Source organism: Myxococcus xanthus (assembly GCF_006402735.1).
In the GTDB taxonomy this organism is placed as follows: Bacteria; Myxococcota; Myxococcia; order Myxococcales; family Myxococcaceae; genus Myxococcus; species Myxococcus xanthus_A.
Map to the genome: position 1 here is coordinate 946,438 of NZ_CP017174.1, position 16,927 is coordinate 963,364.

The window sequence follows — 16,927 nt, forward strand, 5'->3', positions numbered from 1 at the left end:
GCGGCCGACGCGCTCACCCCAGCGGATACCCGAGCACGAGGTAGAAGCCGCGCACGTAGATGGTGAAGGCCGCGAACATGTCCGGCGCGAAGCTGGCGATGCCACCGCCGATGACGAGCAGGGCCATCAGCAGCAGTGAGAACTCCGCCAGGGCCTGACCTCGCGTGCGCGGACGCCGCACCCACTTCAAGGTCCGCGTCATCCAGCCAATCATGGGAAGGACTCCGTGGAAGGCGTGGTCCACTCCTGGACCACGGTGACAAGGGATTCGGGCGGGCCGTCCTTGGCGACGGGAGACAGCGACAGCGAGAGCCGCTCGCCCTGCCGCTCGAAGGCCAGCAGCTCCACGCCGTTGGCGCCCGTGCGCGCCGGGGCCGGTGAATAGCCGCGCCCGGTGAAGGCCTCGCGGTAGAAGGCCGCCAGCATGGAGGGGGTGCCGTGCGCGACCTCCGTGAGCGTCATGCTGTTCGCGGCGGGGCCCCGCGCGCTCCGGTCATCGACACGCAGCACCGTCATGGCGCCCGGAGGCCGGGGCAGCGTGTCCGGCGCGCTCCCGTGGAGGTGGATGCCCTGGGGCGTGTCGACGAGCGAGGGGAAGACCATGGTGCGCGGCGGCATGCCGCCCATCCCGATGGCCGTGACGGAGACGAGCGCGCCCCGGATTTCGTCGTAGTAGTTCACCACGCCGCCCCCCGTGCCATCCGGCTGGTGGGTGACGCGGCGGCCCCGGCGGCGGAACTCCCGGGCGTAGAACTCCAGCACTTCGCCCGGGGGACTCTGGGTTTCGAAGAAGCCCATCTCCATGGGGTTGCCGTTGGCTTCCATCCGGCCCATGGGAATGAGCGTGGTGCGGGGGAACGCCGGGAAGAGCCCGTTCAGCAGCAGGCGCTCCGGCGGAGGCGGGCGTGCGGGCAGGGGCGGCGGCGCTGGTGGATGCTCGGGCACCGGAGGGGGGGCGGGAGTCGGCTCGGGCGGTGGCTCCCGCAGCGTGGCGGCCGTGAGCACCAGCAGCATCAGCGCCCCCAGTCCCAGCAGCCGCGGCAGCGCGCCCGTCTGGTCCGTCAGCGCTCTCCTCGCGGGCGGTGGCGTGGCGCTCACTGACACGCGTTCCCGTCGTAGTGGTGGTACTGCTCCCGTTTCACACTGAAGATGTACGCGTCGGAGTAGACGGATTCGGGAAGCTCGGACTTGCTGGCGCCCTGGAAGTACGGCCCCCGGCAGTTGTAGGCGCGCATGGGCCAGTTGTCCCCGTAGCCGCCGTTCTGGGAGAAGCCTCGCTTCTGCTGCACGGCGTTGGGCTCGCAGTTGCCGAAGCACCAGCGGGTGTCGTTGCGCCAGTAGGCCGCTTGCAGCACGTCGCCGGGGACGGTGCGCATCTGCGTCGGCAGTTGAATCCGGGGTGTGGGCTGCTGCGTCACACGGAGAATCCGGACCGAATCGCGCAGGTAGTCATTGCTGAAGGGGAAGTCCAGGCCCAGCACCTGGAGCACGTCGCCAATGGAGTCCAGGACGCCGCCGGAGTTGGCGGAGACGCCCGCGTAGGCAATGCGCCGCACGCGGTCATAGGTGCGCTGTTCGACGCGCGGATAGCCGCTGCTCCCAGGCATGTCGCCGGGTCCCCAGGCGCGCCACGTGTCATGGAAGAGGTAGAAGCGCTCCGTCATCCGCATGTCCAGGCGGCCGTTTCCGAAGCCCGTCGTGTACAGGGCGAGGGTCTCCGGGATGAAGCCGTTGCGGATGGTGAGCTCGACGTCCGTCTGGATGGCGCCCTGGCGCGAGTCCAAGCCCATCTGCCGGGCGACGGCGTCCACCGTCCCGCCCAGCACGCTCATGGCCGTGTTGGCGGCCGCCATCAGCCCGCCCGACGAGCGGCCCGACATGGAAGACGACGTCAGCGGCGCATCCGCGTTCCGGGCTCGCACGGCCACGGTGAAGCGGCCCTCGAAGGTGGAGTCCAGCGAGCCCGTCTTCGTGGAGCCGTCCAGGTCCTTGTAGCGCTCCTGGGCCTCCGCGGCGATGCCGTCCACGTCGGTCTTCACGGTGCGCTCGAAGGCGACGTACCGCGCCAGCTCGGCGCCCTTGAGGCGCACGCGCTGCAGGTCCCAGAAGTAGTTGGACCAGAGCACCAGGACCACCAGCAGGGGCGCCAGCAGGGCGAACTCGACGGTGGCGGCGCCGCGCCTTGCCCGGGAGCGTCGACGCGTGAGGCGAGAAGAGGTGTGTGGCTTCACGGTGGCTCCGTCAGTAATTGAAGGCGTTCCTGAACCAGCCCGCGCTGAGGTCCCACTCCCGAATCATCAGGCGCATGGCGGAGTCCTCCCAGTGGGTCTTCACGGGAGCCAGACGCGCCGTCCACAGCGGGTTGAAGAAGTTGGGCTCCTCCTTCCACTCGCCGGGGCGGTGGTAGACGGCGCGGCCCACCGCGATGGCCATCATCCCGCCGGTCGTCTGGCGGAAGTGGTCGGCGTCATCGTCGAAGTCACCGTTCGCCATCCGGTAGCCGCCCACATACTTCCACGTCATGTCCAGGAATCCGTCACCCACGATTTCGCCTTCGGCGTCGATGCGGCCCGACACGTTCTTCATGAAGGCGTTCTCCGAGAGGTTCTTCATCTGGAAGGGCGCGTTGTTGGCACCGCTCACGGCGCCCATGTCCTTGGACAGGACGGTGACGTTGCAGGGGTAGCCGAAGTGGTACTGCCACGGCCGGATGAAGCTGGGGTCCGAGGTGACGAACGGGGTGATGCCCGTCCAGTCGTGGTGGTCATCCGTCTTGCGGCGGCCGAACTCCTGGTGGAAGCCGCCCTGGGCGTCCGCCGCGGCGCGAAAGCGCAGCTGGAAGACGGTCCGCCAGCGGCCGATGAAGCAGGCGGGCCGGACGCGAATCTGGATGTCGTCGGCGGCGTAGAGCTGGTCCTTGCGGTTGTTCTCGAAGTCCTCATGGAAGCTCTTGATTTGGCTGTCGGCGGTCTTCGCGATGCGCACCTGGAAGAGGGCCAGGCACAGGCCCAGGTTCCACCGGCGGCCGATGAGGACCGGGCCTTCGCCTTCGGCCGTCCACCGCCGCCGCACGGCGTTGGCCAGGTTGCCCATGAGCAGGCGGTACTTGGCCATGTCCGGGTCGGAGAGCTTGTTGTCGCGCAGGAGCTTGGAGCGTGTGCCCGTGCCGGTCGGGTCGCTGAGGTCCACGCTGCCGCTGCTGTGGGGCCCGTCGTCGAGCGGGTGGAGGAAGTTCTTCAGGTTCGAATAGTTGGTGCTGGTGACGGCCCGCAGCACCGACAGACCGGGGTTTCCGCCGCCGGTCCCGTGAGTCATCGCCACGCCCACCTGGGCCTTGGGGTCGGTGCCCTGGATGACGGTGTTTCCGTCGGAGGTCACCAGGTCCAGGAGCGTGCTGTAGAGCATGGCTTCCTGGGCCAGCCACAACGCGATGTTCAATCCCGTGAGGATGGGGATGAGCACCCGTGACACCACCTCCACGGCGGATTTCCAGAACTTGAGCGCCGCCTCCACCGCCGCGAACACGGCGCCGATGACGGGGATGTACTTGAGCACGCTGGCCGCGCTGCGAAGGGTCTGGTCCAGGTAGACGGCGTGGCTCACGTAGGACATCACCGTGAGCATGGCGGAGTAGTGCACCACCATGGCGCGGTTGGTGTAGGCCAGGAAGTTGTAGGCCCGCGCCTCCTTCACCGCGATGGAGTAGGCCTGCGCGTCGGCGGCGTCCTGGAGTTTGATTTTCTCGTAGACGCCATGGCCGATGCTCACCGACGCCATCACGCTGACGGCCAGCACCAGCATGGCGACGGCGCCAATGACCATGGCCTGGCCGCGTTCGTCACGGCGCATCCTGCGGAGGAGGCGGAACATGGGGCTCCAGTCCGAGTGGGGGCTCAGCTGTCGACCGCGCAGCCACGCGGCCCGTAATTGCGGTTGTCGAAGTAGTTGGACTGCATGCGCATGGACCAGGTGGCCGTCAGGGGCATGACGTAGGTGCCTTCCCCGGCGAGCGTGCTCAGGCTCCGGTGGATGTCGCTGCGCGCAGCGCCCCGGCGCTCCAGGTACTCGGTGGCGGACTGGCCGCCCACGCGCTGGTTCTCGAACTGGATGCCGCGCAGCTCGCCCAGGTATTCGCGGCCCATGTAGAAGCTGTGCAACTGCCAGTTCGCGAAGGGGATGCGCATCTCGTAGAAGTACGTCAGCCGGATGGAGAGGAGGTTGGCCTCCATGATGCGCGCGTCCCGGATGTCGTCGTAGTCCACCTCGTTCGCGTTCATGTGCGAGCCGTAGGTGGCGAACAGGCCGTCCAGGTCGCTGCGTCTGGGGTTGACCACCTCCAGCCGGAACAACGGCAGCGCGCCGCTCTGGTAGCGTTCGAAGACCTGGATGAACGTGTTGTCCAGGTAGCCCGTGAACAGCCGCCGCGTGTACGCGGTGTGGACGCCCTGGGCGAAGTCGAGCGTGTCCACGCGGCCCTTCACGTCCTGGCTCAGGGGGCCCAGCGTTGGCAGCAGCGCCGTCAGAGCGGCCTTCCGCATGATGTTGCAGTCGCCGTGGTTGACGATTCCCGCCCGGGCGGCCCGGTAGGCGCCGTACTCCGTCATCAGCCGGGCGTGGTGCACCATGCCCAGTTGGATGGTCCCCAGGACGATGAAGACCATCATCGGGACGACGAGCGCCGTTTCGACCGCGGCTTGTCCTGCTTGATGGCGACGGCGGACGGACATGGGGTCCATGCTCCTCCTGAAGCCTTACAGTGAACCTCCCCCCCCGGCACCGACCCGCGTCTGATGTCTTCGTATGAAAGGCTACTGGAAATGTTTGTCATGGCAAGCGAGGGGCCTGTCTGATTTGTCCGCGCAATGACAGGCATCTACGACCGCGGGGCATTGACACGGGACGCTGGGGGGCCCGCCTCCCTGGCTGCCCGGCGTGGGACGCACCCTGTCGCGGGACTGTCGGCTGTTGAAAAGCCGCCTCCCGCCAGGAGGGTGTGGCCCGTGCGGGCTGTTAAGGTCGGGTGCCTTCCATGACGCACCCCCTCCGTAGTCCACCGGCTGTGGTCCCGGAATCCCAGCGTCCGGTGCCGGCGCTCCCTGGCGTGGACGCCTTGCAACTGCTCGCCGAGAGCATCCCCCAGCTCATCTGGGTCACCGGCGCGGACGGCCACCACGAGTACTACAACGCCCGTTGGTACTCCTACACGGGCCTCACCCCCGAGCAGTCAGTGGGGGCGGGTTGGCGGTTGGCCTTCCACCCCGATGACCTGGAGAAGACGGGCCGGCGCTGGGCGGACTCCCTGCGCACCGGTGAACCCTACGAGGTGGAGTACCGCTGCCGCCGCCATGACGGCGTGTGGCGCTGGCACCTGGGACGGGCGCACCCGGTGCGCGACGACAGCGGGCGCATCGTCAAATGGTTCGGCACCTGCACGGACATCGAGGAGCAGAAGCGCGCCGCGGAGTCCCTGCGCGTGCTGGCCGAGGCGGGCGCGCTGCTGTCGTCGTCCTCGCTGGATTACGAGGCCACGCTCGCGGCGCTGACGCGGCTGGTGGTGCCGTCGCTGGCGGACTGGTGCGCCATCGAAATCGCCTACGAGGATGGCTCCACGCGCCAGGTGGGCGTGGCCCACGTGGACCCGGAGAAGGTGCGCTACGCGGAGGAGCTGCGCGTGCGCTACCCGCCGCGCCATGAAGACCCCTCTGGCGTGTTGTCCGTCATCCGCACGGGGGCGCCGGTGGTGCTCCATGATGTCCCGGACGCGCTGCTGGTGGCCGGGGCCCGTGACGTGGAGCACCTGCGCATCTCGCGGCAACTGGGGCTGCGCTCCGCGATGATGGTGCCACTGACAGCGCGCGGCCGCACCATTGGCGCCCTGTCGCTGGTGCACGCGGAGTCAGGCCGGCGCTTCGCCCAGGCGGACCTCCTGCTCGCCACGCAGCTGGCCGAGCGCGCGGCGGTGGCGCTGGACAACGCCCGGCTCATCAAGGACGCGCGGCGGATGGAGCTGCGCTTCCGCTCGCTGGTCACCGCCTCCACCCAGGCCGTCTGGGTGACGCGCCCCGACGGCGACATCGAGGAGGACAGCCCTTCCTGGCGCGCCTTCACCGGACGGACGTATGCGCAGTGGCGGGGACACGAGTGGCTTTCGGCCGTGCACCCGGAGGACCGGGACAGGGCGGCGCGGAGCTGGTTCGCCGCGGTGGAGCAGCGCCGCCCCTATGACGCGGAGTACCGCCTGTCCCGTCCAGACGGGCACTACACCCCCGTGCGCGTGCGCGCGGTGCCGGTGCTCAATCCGGACGGCGGCGTGCGCGAATGGGTGGGCACCACCACGGACATCTCCGCCCAGCGCCAGGTGGAGGACGCCGCCCGCCGTCTGGAACGTGAGGCGGCCGCCCGCAGGCTGGAAGCGCTGCGCGCGGAGGTGAGCCTCGCCCTGGCTCGCGAGGACGCCTTGTCGGAGATTCTCCAGGACTGCGCCGACGCCCTGGTGACGCACCTGGGGGCGCAGACGGCGCGGCTGTGGCTGTACTCACGCGACACCCACACCCTGGAGCTGGCGGGCAACGCGGGCCCCACCGCGCCGCCGCGCGACAAGTGGATGCGGGTCCAGGTGGACGGCCCCAGCATGGTGAGCGAGGTGGCCCGCCTGCGCACGCAGCTCCGCGTGGACGACCTGACCAACGACACGCGTGTCCTGGACCGCGCCTGGTTGAATGAGACAGGCGTGCGCGCGTTCTCGGGCATGCCGCTGATGGTGCGTGGGCAGCTGGTGGGGGTGCTCGGCGTCTATTGCAGGGAGCCGCTGGGCGAGGACGCGGCGGCCGCGCTGGCGGCGGTGTCGGACGCCATCGCCCAGGGCGTGGAGCGCCGCCGCGCCGAGGAGGGGTTGCAGCAGCGCGCCCAGGAGCTGGCCCGCTCCAACGAAGAGCTTCAGCAGTTCGCCTACGTGGCTTCGCACGACTTGCAGGAGCCGCTGCGCATGGTGGCCAGCTACACCCAGCTGCTGGGTCGGCGCTACAAGGGCAAGCTGGATGCGGACGCGGACGAGTTCATCCACTACGCGGTGGATGGCGTGAACCGCATGCAGCGGCTCATCCAGGACCTGCTGGCCTATTCGCGGGTGGGCACGCGGCGCCGGGACATCCGCCCGTGCGACGCGGGACGGGCGCTGGAGCGGGCGACCGCGAACCTGCGGGCGGCCATCCAGGAGACACGGGCCTCGGTGGAGCACGGCCCGCTGCCAGCGGTGCTCGCGGACGAGACGCAGCTCACCCAGTTGTTCCAGAACCTGGTGGGCAACGCGCTCAAGTTCCACGGCGCCGCGCCGCCCCGGGTGCGGGTGCGCGCCGAGCCGCGGGGAGAAGAGGTCCGCTTCACCGTGCGCGACTGGGGCATTGGCATCTCCCCCGAGTACTTCGAGCGCATCTTCGTCATCTTCCAGCGGCTCCACGGCAAGGAGGAGTACCCGGGCACGGGGATTGGCCTGGCCATCTGCAAGAAAATCGTCGAGCGCCATGGTGGCCACATCGGCGTGGAGTCCCAGCCAGGCGAAGGTACGGCCTTCTGGTTCACGCTGCCCGCCGCACCGTCCCATCCGGAGTCTTGAGACATGAGCCACGACGCGACTGGCAGCCCGATTGAAATCCTCCTGGTGGAGGACAACCCCGGCGACGTGCGGTTGACCATCGAAGCCCTCAAGGAGGGGAAGGTGCGCAACAGCCTGTCGGTGGCGCGCGACGGCGTGGAGGCGCTGGCCTTCCTGCGGCGCCAGGGCGCGTATGCGAACGCCGCCCGGCCCGACCTCATCCTGCTGGACCTCAACCTGCCCCGGAAGGACGGGCGCGAGGTGCTGGCGGAAATCAAGGTCGACCCGGTCCTGCGCCGCATCCCGGTGGTGGTGCTCACCACGTCGAAGGCGGAAGAGGACGTCCTGCGCACCTACGACCTGCACGCGAACTGCTACATCTCCAAACCGGTGGACCTGGAGCAGTTCATTTCCGTAGTGCGCTCCATTGACGACTTCTGGTTGTCCGTCGTCCGGCTGCCCCCCAAGCCCGAGGCTTCATGAGCGACCGGAGCATGGACGGGCGCCCCCTGCGCCTGCTGCTGGTGGAGGACAACGCGGGCGACGCGCGGCTGCTCCAGGAGGAGCTGAAGGAGATTGCCACCGCGCGCTTCGACGTCCTCCACGTGGAGCGGCTGGCGGACGCGGTGCGCGTGCTGGGCGGCGCGGGCGTGGACGCGGTGCTGTTGGACTTGTCGCTGCCAGACGGGCAGGGGCTGGCCAACATCCCCCTCCTGCTCAACGCCGCGCCGTCGGTGCCGCTGGTGGTGCTCACCGGTACGGACGACGAGCAGCTGGCGGTGCAGGCGGTGCACGAGGGCGCGCAGGACTATCTGGTGAAGGGGCGGGTGACGGGGCCGCTGTTGGTGCGGGCGCTGCGCTATGCCATCGAGCGCAAGCGGGTAGAGGAGGGGCTCAAGCGCGAGGAGGCGGCGCGGCAGACGGCGGTGTTCCGCGAGCAGTTCCTGGGCGTCCTCGGGCATGACCTGCGCAACCCGCTGCAGGCCATCTCCGGCAACGCGGCCCTGCTGCTGCGCTATGGCGGACTGGCGGAGCCGCAGCGCAAGGCCGTCAACCGCATCTCCATCTCCGCGGACCGGATGGCGCGGATGATCAACGACTTGCTGGACTTCACGCGTACCCGGCTGGGCGGCGGCTACCCGCTGACGCGCGCCCGGGTGAACCTGCACGAAGTGTTGCGGCAGGTGGTGGAGGAGCTGGAGGTGGCGCACCCCATGCGCCGCTTCGAGCTGGCCCTGTCCGGCAATGGCTGGGGCGAATGGGACGCGGACCGCATCGCCCAGGCGGCCTCCAACCTGGTGGGCAACGCCGTGCAGTATTCGCCCGAGGACACGTCCGTCAGCGTGTACGTGCGCGATGAGGAGGGCGGCGTCCGGATGGAGGTGCACAACTGGGGGCTGCCCATTCCCCAGGAGCGGCTGCCTCACATCTTCGACCCCTTCGTGCGCGCGCAGGACATGCGCAGCGCGCAGCGCAACGGGCTGGGCCTGGGGCTCTACATCACCCACGAAATCGTGCGGGCCCACGGCGGTCTGCTGCAGGTGACGTCCACGTCGGAAGAGGGCACTCGCTTCTGGCTGTGCCTTCCTCGCTTCGAGAAGACAGACATGCTCGCGCGTTAGCCGCCTGCCTGCTGGACGGGCGGACGTCCCTGCCAGGGACGGCCGGGGAAGCAGCGCCGTGAGTGGCGGGACGACACACCTTTACAGGGTGAAGTCAACGCGGCCGTGCTCGCCTCAGTGGCGCGCGGCCCCAGCAAGCGAGGGTCAGCTCATGGAAATCCTTGGCGCCACCATCCTGGGAGTCGTCATCTTCTCCGTCCTCATCATGGCCGTGATTCTGGGCGGAGCCTTGGGCAACAAGCAGGAGCGCCACCTGCGCGAGGTTACCGAGCGGGAGCAGGCCGCTGGCCTCACGGGCGACGTCACCATGAACGACAACGCCCTGGGCTGCCCGTCGGACCGGACCGTTCACGCGTAGCGTGGGCGGCCGCGCGCGTGTCGTCCAATTCAGGCCGTGCCGTCCACCGGGAAGTGGGCGGCCACCAGGACCTCGAGCTGGCCGCGCACGGCCGGCGCCAGGCGCATGTGTCCCAACCAGCGCAGGTGTTCGGGCCGCAGCCGCGCGAGCATCCGGGCCACCTGCCGGCGGCGGTGTTCGGGCGGGGCCTCGCGGAACCAGGCGGAGGCCTCCCGGCAGAAGAACGACAGCGCGTCCGCGGTGTCCAGCAGTGACACGTCCCGCGCGTTGGCGGGGCGCGCGTCGCGCGTCAGCAACTCCCGCACGCGCCGGCAGGTGGCGTCATCTGCGCCGGCCTCCTCCAACACCTGCACCGCACGGTCGGCGCGAGCTGGCGTCGTGGGTTGCTCCCCTTCATGGAAGAAGGCCGCGGCCTGAGGCGGAAGGTCCACGTCCGGCCGCAGCCGGAGCGTCCATTGCCAGGCATCCACCGCGCGGTGGAACTCCGCGCGCACCCGAGGCTGCTCCAAATCATGCAGCGAGCGGTACCGCGCCAGCAGCCGGCTGAAGAGCGGTGTGGCCGAGGCCGCGTTGCGGCGCCGCACCAGACATTGATAGCGGGTGAGGATTTCCAGCGCGGCCACGACGAGCGCCTCACAGCTCGCGCCGTCCAGATGCAAGGACAGCCATTCGGTGCTCTCCGCCGCTTCGAAGACGCGAGCGTCCCAGGCGATGGGGTCGAAGGCTGGCGCGTTCCATTCGGAAGCGTCCAGGTGCAGCACGCGGCCCCCGCGCCCTGCGGCCAGGGGCGCGAGCTGCACGGTGGGAAACGTGTGCTGCACCAGCGGCCAGCCATGTCCGGCGGCGGGGCCCTCGGAACGGAAGTCGGAGAGCAGGAGCTGGCGCAGCATGGGGGCCTCCAGGTTAGGCCCCAAGCTGGCGTCAGGAGCCCCGCATGCCTACTCCCTCCAGGAGTCCCGGCTTCGCGTGGGCTGGTCAACGGAGGCTCCGGCGGTGGGGCGCTCCCTCGTCCCATGGAAGCGCGCACCGCCGGGGCCTGTCCGCGGATGCCGCTAGGGCCGGCCCGGATCCGCGGGCTGGTTGAAGGCGTACGCGCTGGCGCCCGGGGCCTGGTCCTCGTGGAACAGAGGGCACTTGGCGCAGGTGAAGCTATCCCAGTCCTTCTTCACCGCGACGTCGATGCAGCCGCCGTAGAAGCGGCAGTGCACGTTGCGGTGGTCGTCGATGGAGAAGGACTCGGCCCGCAGCGGAAGGCGGAACTCGGTGGGTCGTGGCTGTGGACAGGACATGGTGCCTCTCTCGCCCCCCTCGTGGGACGTGTCATTCCACTACCTGCCATTGCGCCGCGTCATTCCCGGCGCGTCCGAGGCGAGGTGGGGCGCGCCGCCCGGGCGGCGGGCGGGCGCTCATCCACCTGGGGGACAGCTCACACCTGAAGCGTCTTCTCGACTTCGGACAGCTTGTAGCGGGCCATCGCCAGGTTGGCGCTGGCGCGGTGGAGGGCCACGTACAGGAACAGGCCCTCCTTGCCCGTCAGCGGGCGGATGAGGTGGTACTGCTCGCCGAGCGTGATGAGGATGTCCTCGATGCGGTCCTTGATGCCCAGCATGCTCATGGCCTTCATCTTGGAGCGCACGACCTCGGTGTTGGCCGCCGCCGCCGTCTCGATGTTGAAGGCCGGGTTGCCGCCAACGCTGCCCAGACACATGCCGCTCTTCGAGTCCGCCAGACAGGCCGCGAAGGCCCCTTCGATTTTCAGCGCCTCTTCCAGGGACTGCTTCACGTTCGCCATGACTTCGCTTTCTACCAGGGGGTGGGTGGGAGGCTTCGCGACAGTGGAAATCAGCTCATCCAGGCCATACGTCAGTTGGCTGGAGTAGGTGCGCGGCTGCGGAACGAACATGGCCTGGGCGTCCGTCAGCGACAGCAAGGCCTCCAACTGCTCCGACATGTGGCGGCGCAGCAAGTCCCGCATGGTGTCCCGGGGAACCAGGCCCCACGTCACCAGCGTCTCGCAGAAGTTGCCCCCGCTCTGCCGGCACTCCGCCACCACCTGCTCGACGTCCTCGCGGCTGACCACCCGCTCCCGGATGAGCACCGAGGAGAAGTTGAGCGCCCCCGGCCCATTGAGGACCGCCCAGGCCACCTTCCGCGCCACCACGAAGATCCGTCCGGACACGGAGGTGGACCGGACCACGACCTCCCCACCGAGTTTGCTCTCCAGGGCCTCATGAAGCACGGTCCGTACGACCTGGCGAGGCGCTGAAGTCTGGGAGCGGGCGACAGATTCCATGGGGGAGGGTCCAGAGTGCTCCGGTTGGGAATGCGGCGGGAGGGCGACGAATGAGTGGATATATACAGTCAGAGCAAATCATCGCAACTGGACTGTAAATTCTAGCGGAATTTACCAGGGGTGGGGCGTTTGGGACTCATTCTGGGGCAGAGTAGCCCGCAGCGCAAGAATTCAAGGTCGCTGAAAAGGTGACATACATTGTCGCCGCAACAGCAAGTGAGGGCTCTTGGCGGGAGCGGGGGGGCTGGCTGGCAATGGCAGACCTCCGGGGGAGGGGTGCCTGCCGGGATGGGCGGCGGCCAAGAGGACGTCCGGAGTCTTCACCCGGTGGGGGCTTTCCTCGAAGATGCGGGCGTGAACGCGTCTGCCCGACCCCCCCGCCCCCCTCCTTCTTCGTCCCACCCCTGGTTGGGGGCCCTGGCCCTGGCCCTGGTGCTCGCACTGTCCGGCTGTTCCGCCTTCTCCCGTGCGGTGAAGGAGGGAGACGCCGCCAGCCAGGAACAGAAGTGGGCGGAGGCGGAGGCGGCCTATCTGCGCGCGCTGGCAGCGGACCCGGAGGCCTCCGAGGTCAAGGTGAAGCTGGGCAAGGTGCGCCAGGCCTGGAGTGAGGTGGTGCTGGAGGATGCGCGCGCCGTGCATGCCTCCGGTGACCTGGATGCCGCCATGAAGCGCCTGGTGCGCGCGCTGGAACTCAACGCGGACAACGCTTCGGCGCGGGAGCTGCTTGGCGCCACCCTGGATGCGCGCGTGGCGGCGGGCAACGTGGCGTTGAAGGCGGAGCGGTTGCAGGACGCGCGCACGGAGTTCGACGCGGTGCTGTCGGTGGCGCCGGACCACGCGGCCGCCAAGCGGGGTGTGGACGGCGTGCAGGTGGCCTGGGCGCGGCGCTGGTTCGGCACGGGTGAGGGTCTGGAGAAGGCCGGCAAGCTGGGCAACGCGCTGGTGGCCTACGTCCGCGCGGACCAGGAGCGCGTGGGCGCCACCGCGGCGCGGGAGCGGGCCGAGGCCGTGCGCCAGAAGCTGCGCGACGAGGTGGCCTTCCTGGTGGTGGCCTCGCCGGTGGAGGACCGGGCCGGAGCGCCGGACGTGGCGCAGCGGCTGGCGGCCGGCCGGCTGGCGGCGATGCTGCCCACGCAGCTGCCCCTGCGCGTGGTGACGGAGGCCCCGGCGGGCCGCGAAGGCGTGACGCTGGATTTGTCACTGGAGCGGGTGCTGCCGCTGCAGGTGGTGGAGGAGTCGCAGCGCACGCAGCGCTACCTCGCCGGAAATCGCTCCGTGCCCAACCCGCGCCGCGGCGGCTTCGAGACCCAGCTCCTGAAGGCCGAGCGCACCCTGGAGGACGTGGAGCGCAAGCAGGCCGCCGCGCTGCGCGAGTACCTGCGCATGCAGGCGGAGCTGTCCATGGTGCGCGTGGCCGCGGAGCGCTGCCGCGAGCGGGAGCGCCGCCAGTGCCGCGAGGCCCTGCAGGATTGCGGCGAGGCCGCGCGCGAGGTCAGCGGCCCGGGGCAGTTCCCCAGCGAGTGCAACCCCTCACGCTGCGACAACAAGGCGTGCGTCGCCGAGGAGGTGCTGCTGGTGGCCAAGGCCGCCGCGTCCCTGCAGAAGGAGAAGGCGCTGGAGGAGGCGCTGGACAAGTCCGAGGGCCAGCGCACGCAGGTGCAGCGCCACCGCGACACCACCTTCCGCGAGCCCATCACCGTGGAGGAGCCCATGTATTCGGACTTCGTGTTCGACGTGCAGCTCCACCGGCTCACCGTGACGGCCTCCGTCACCGCGGTGATGCGGGACCTCATCAAGGAGCAGCAGGTGCCCGCGCCCAACACGCAGGACTACGCGGTGATGCACGAGGACATGGCGCACAAGGGCTACGACCGGTACGGCGTGCTCGCGGACCCGGTGCAGCTGCGCAACGAATTGGAGCTGCGCGTGGAGGTGGGCGACAAGGCGGTGTCGGACGTTGCCCGCCGCGTGAAGGAGCGCTTCGACGCCTACCGCGGCAAGCGCGTGGCGGATGCCCGCCGCGGCATGGTCCGCCCTGGTGCCGAGGACGTGGTGGAGACCGCCGTGCGCGCGCTCCTGCTCACCGCGGACGCGCCGCCGCAGGACATCCTCCAGCCGCTGGGCCGTGCGCGCGGCCTGAATCGTCCGGAGAGCCTGGTGGGGCTGTAGGGTTTCCGTTGCTGCTGTCTCTTTTCAGGACGGACGAATACGGACGGTTGATGAAGGGGTGTCTTGTTTCAGGACGGCCTGTCCGAGTTTCGGTCAGTCGTGCTTCTACGGGTAAGCCCTTAGAAGCACTGTCGTTTGAGGGTGAAGTGTAAACCCTGTTTACGAATTGCCGGGAGGCCATGGAGTCCCGGCACACCTCGTTGAACGGGGAGCCATCAGAAATCCTGAATGACGGCGATGACTTGGATACTGGCATGGCGGCTGCTTAATCGGCTGCGAACCACTCATCCCAACAAGGATGTCCATGTCACAGTCCAAGTTTGTCGGCGCCCTCACGGGCCTGGCGCTGCTCGCCGGTTGCGGCGGTAGCGATGGCACCACCCCTGCTTCCGAGGAGACGCTCGGTCAGGGGATGTCGTGGGAGGAGTTCCTCTCTCTCGTGTACCAGGAGCCCGACACGGGCATCTTCATCGCCGACGGTGACACGACGTTCGCGACCGAGAAGCACCTGCGCGAGTTCTATGACACCAACGTCAAGAACGGGCAGCTCATCGTCCACCGCGTGGGCGGGGCGGACGCGAAGTGGAACGACACGCAGAAGCTGAACCTCACCTACTGCGTGAGCACCTCGTTCGGTAACAACTACCAGACGGTGGTCAACGCCATGGCCAGCGCGACGGCCGCGTGGGAGGCCGCCGGCCACGTGAAGTTCGTCCACGTGAGCGCGCAGGACTCCAACTGCACCGCCTCCAACAACAACGTGCTGTTCGACGTGCGCCCCATCAACGTGAATGGCCAGTACATCGCCCGCGCGTTCTTCCCGGGTGACGCGCGCTCCAGCCGCAACGTCCTCTTCGACAACAGCGCCTTCGGCCCCATGGGCGTCTGGACGCTGGCGGGCGTGACGCGCCACGAGCTGGGCCACGTGCTCGGCTTCCGTCACGAGCACACCCGCCCTGAGTCCGGCACGTGCTTCGAGGACAACAACTGGCGTGTGCTGACCGCCTACGACGGCGCGTCCGTCATGCACTACCCGCACTGCAACGGCACGCAGACGGGTGACCTCGTGCTGACGACGAAGGACGTCCAGGGCATCCAGGCGCTCTACGGCACGCCGAACGGTGAGCCGCCCCCGCCGCCCCCGCCGCCGCCGGAAGGCGTTCCCACCACGGAGACCCGCTCGGGCTCGGTGGCTGCGAATGCGAACGTCAACTACGGTCCCTTCACCATCGTCCCCCGCTCGACCTTCAAGGTCGTGATGACGGGTACGGGTACGGGTGACCCGGACCTCTACGTCCGCTTCGGCTCGGCGCCCACCACGACGGAGTACAACTGCCGTCCGTACCTCGCCGGCGCCAACGAGACCTGCGAGATCGAGGTCCCGGAAGGCGTGACCAGTGCGTACATCATGGTGCGTGGCTACTCGGCCGCCAACTTCAGCCTGACCATCAACTACCTCGCGCCCCTGGGCGGTGGTAACGGCACGCCCACCAGCGAGACGCGCTCTGGCTCCGTGACCTCGGGTGGCAGCCAGAACTACGGCCCCTTCAGCGTGAAGGCCGGCACCAACTTCAAGGTCGTGATGACGGGCTCGGGTGACCCGGACCTCTACGTCCGCTTTGGCTCGGCCCCCACCACGAGCGCGTACAACTGCCGTCCGTACCTCAGCGGCGCTTCCGAGACGTGCGACATCGCCGTGCCCGCGGGCCAGACCACCGCGTACATCATGGTGCGTGGCTACACGTCCGCTACGTTCAACCTGGCCATCAACTACACCAAGCCGTAGTCCCGGCTTCAGCGTGAAGTGAACGACGGGCGGTCTTCCCCCACGGGAAGGCCGCCCGTTTCTTTTTCCGCATGTCGCTGGAGTCCGACGCGGCGGGCTGAGACGCTGCGGCCGCCATGGGGAACGTCATCGGGCTGTTGGGGGCGTGTATGGTGCTGGGCGTCCTGGCCCGGCACAGTGGGAAGTTCCCGGAGGGCTCCGCCGGGGCGTTCAACACCTTCGTGCTGTACGTGGCGCTGCCCGCGCTGGTGCTGCGGGCCATGCACCAGTTGGTGTTCGTGCCGGAGCTGCTGGTCGCCGCCTCGGTGCCGTGGCTCTACTACCTGGGCGCGGGCCCCTTCTTCCGACTGCTGGGGCCCCGGCTGGGGCTGTCGAAGCCGTCCATCATGGCGTTGGTGCTGACGGCGGGGCTGGGCAACACCGCCTTCGTGGGGCTGCCCATGGCGGAGGCGCTGCTGGGGGCCAAGGGCCTGCCGGTGGCGGTGGTGGTGGATCAGCTCGGCTCCTTCCTGGTGCTGTCCTCGCTGGCCACGGTGGCGGCGGCCCGGGCGGGCGCGGACACGCCGCTGTCCCTGCGCCAACTCGCGCGCAAGGTGGCCACCTTCCCCCCGTTCCTGGCGCTGGTGGTGGCGTTGGCGACGCGGCCTTGGGCCTATCCGGTCTGGCTGGACGGAGTGCTGGAGCGGTTGGGCGCGCTGCTGACGCCGCTGGCGCTGTTCGCCATTGGCCTGCAGCTGCGCCTGTCGGGCATCAAACCCCGGCTGCCCGCGGTGGCCCTGGGGCTGTCGTACAAGCTGCTGTTGGTGCCGGCGCTGACTGCCGCGGGCCTGCTGGCCCTGCCAGGGCTGGCGCCCACGGTGGTGCAGGCCACGCTGCTGCAGGCGGCCATGGGACCCATGGTGAGCGCGGCCATCCTCGCGGCCGAGCATGACCTGGACCCGGACCTGGCGGTGTTGATGGTGGGAGTGGGCGTTCCGCTGTCCTTCGCGACGGCGCCGCTGATGTTGATGCTGGCGCGCTGACGCCTGCCCGGCTGCCCTGCGGCCTGCCACGCGGCCGGACCGCTGTCGTCCCGGCATCGCGCTCCTATTTTTGGCGCATGGCTGAG

General features: G+C 69.1%; 15 protein-coding genes. 7 read left to right on the plus strand and 8 right to left on the minus strand.

Annotated elements, in window-relative coordinates:
- Window positions 1-13 precede the first annotated feature (13 nt).
- Genes BHS09_RS04165 through BHS09_RS04185 form a run of 5 tightly spaced genes read right to left on the minus strand, consistent with a single transcriptional unit; the run spans window position 14 to window position 4,727 of the window.
- On the minus strand, window positions 14-214 hold the full coding sequence (locus tag BHS09_RS04165) for a hypothetical protein (protein ID WP_140787458.1): 201 nt from the start codon (window positions 212-214) through the stop codon (window positions 14-16).
- Complete coding sequence (locus BHS09_RS04170) at window positions 211-1,098, minus strand: hypothetical protein (protein ID WP_237080185.1); 888 nt, start codon at window positions 1,096-1,098, stop codon at window positions 211-213. Before BHS09_RS04170 ends, BHS09_RS04165 begins: the two co-directional genes overlap by 4 nt.
- Window positions 1,095-2,231 (minus strand): TadE/TadG family type IV pilus assembly protein, encoded by a 1,137-nt coding sequence (locus BHS09_RS04175; RefSeq protein WP_140797224.1) that lies wholly within the window; start codon window positions 2,229-2,231, stop codon window positions 1,095-1,097. Before BHS09_RS04175 ends, BHS09_RS04170 begins: the two co-directional genes overlap by 4 nt.
- Before the next feature lie 10 nt (window positions 2,232-2,241).
- Window positions 2,242-3,870, minus strand: coding sequence for a Tad domain-containing protein (locus BHS09_RS04180; protein ID WP_140797225.1), 1,629 nt, complete (start codon window positions 3,868-3,870; stop codon window positions 2,242-2,244).
- Between the two features lie 23 nt (window positions 3,871-3,893).
- Window positions 3,894-4,727: a TadE family protein gene (locus BHS09_RS04185; RefSeq protein ID WP_237080186.1), complete on the minus strand. Its 834-nt coding sequence runs from the start codon at window positions 4,725-4,727 to the stop codon at window positions 3,894-3,896.
- 356 nt (window positions 4,728-5,083) lie between these two features.
- On the opposite strand from BHS09_RS04185, the gene BHS09_RS04190 reads away from it, so the two are divergent.
- From BHS09_RS04190 to BHS09_RS04205, 4 genes are all read left to right on the plus strand, one after another.
- Window positions 5,084-7,612, plus strand: coding sequence for a PAS domain-containing protein (locus tag BHS09_RS04190; protein ID WP_237080187.1), 2,529 nt, complete (start codon window positions 5,084-5,086; stop codon window positions 7,610-7,612).
- A 3-nt stretch (window positions 7,613-7,615) separates the two neighbouring features.
- Window positions 7,616-8,074: a response regulator gene (locus BHS09_RS04195; RefSeq protein WP_140787468.1), complete on the plus strand. Its 459-nt coding sequence runs from the start codon at window positions 7,616-7,618 to the stop codon at window positions 8,072-8,074.
- A gap of 11 nt (window positions 8,075-8,085) precedes the next feature.
- Window positions 8,086-9,213: a hybrid sensor histidine kinase/response regulator gene (locus tag BHS09_RS04200; RefSeq protein ID WP_140796337.1), complete on the plus strand. Its 1,128-nt coding sequence runs from the start codon at window positions 8,086-8,088 to the stop codon at window positions 9,211-9,213.
- A 151-nt stretch (window positions 9,214-9,364) separates the two neighbouring features.
- On the plus strand, window positions 9,365-9,571 hold the full coding sequence (locus tag BHS09_RS04205) for a hypothetical protein (RefSeq protein ID WP_140787470.1): 207 nt from the start codon (window positions 9,365-9,367) through the stop codon (window positions 9,569-9,571).
- Between the two features lie 29 nt (window positions 9,572-9,600).
- On the opposite strand, the gene BHS09_RS04210 is transcribed toward BHS09_RS04205, so the two are convergent.
- The 3 genes from BHS09_RS04210 to BHS09_RS39185 form a co-directional block, all read right to left on the minus strand.
- Window positions 9,601-10,461, minus strand: a complete 861-nt coding sequence (locus BHS09_RS04210) for a DUF4202 domain-containing protein (protein WP_140787472.1) — start codon at window positions 10,459-10,461, stop codon at window positions 9,601-9,603.
- 162 nt (window positions 10,462-10,623) lie between these two features.
- Window positions 10,624-10,860 carry a hypothetical protein gene (locus BHS09_RS04215; RefSeq protein ID WP_140787474.1) on the minus strand — a complete coding sequence of 79 codons (237 nt, stop codon included), beginning with the start codon at window positions 10,858-10,860 and terminating at the stop codon, window positions 10,624-10,626.
- Between the two features lie 137 nt (window positions 10,861-10,997).
- Window positions 10,998-11,768 (minus strand): hypothetical protein, encoded by a 771-nt coding sequence (locus BHS09_RS39185; protein WP_237078039.1) that lies wholly within the window; start codon window positions 11,766-11,768, stop codon window positions 10,998-11,000.
- A 372-nt stretch (window positions 11,769-12,140) separates the two neighbouring features.
- On the opposite strand from BHS09_RS39185, the gene traC reads away from it, so the two are divergent.
- The 3 genes from traC (at window position 12,141) to BHS09_RS04235 (ending at window position 16,841) form a co-directional block, all read left to right on the plus strand.
- Window positions 12,141-14,033: an outer membrane exchange accessory lipoprotein TraC gene (traC, locus tag BHS09_RS04225; RefSeq protein WP_140797228.1), complete on the plus strand. Its 1,893-nt coding sequence runs from the start codon at window positions 12,141-12,143 to the stop codon at window positions 14,031-14,033.
- A 298-nt stretch (window positions 14,034-14,331) separates the two neighbouring features.
- Window positions 14,332-15,819, plus strand: a complete 1,488-nt coding sequence (locus tag BHS09_RS04230) for a pre-peptidase C-terminal domain-containing protein (protein WP_140787478.1) — start codon at window positions 14,332-14,334, stop codon at window positions 15,817-15,819.
- A 116-nt stretch (window positions 15,820-15,935) separates the two neighbouring features.
- Window positions 15,936-16,841 (plus strand): AEC family transporter, encoded by a 906-nt coding sequence (locus BHS09_RS04235; protein WP_140787480.1) that lies wholly within the window; start codon window positions 15,936-15,938, stop codon window positions 16,839-16,841.
- The last annotated feature ends 86 nt before the right edge of the window (window positions 16,842-16,927 follow it).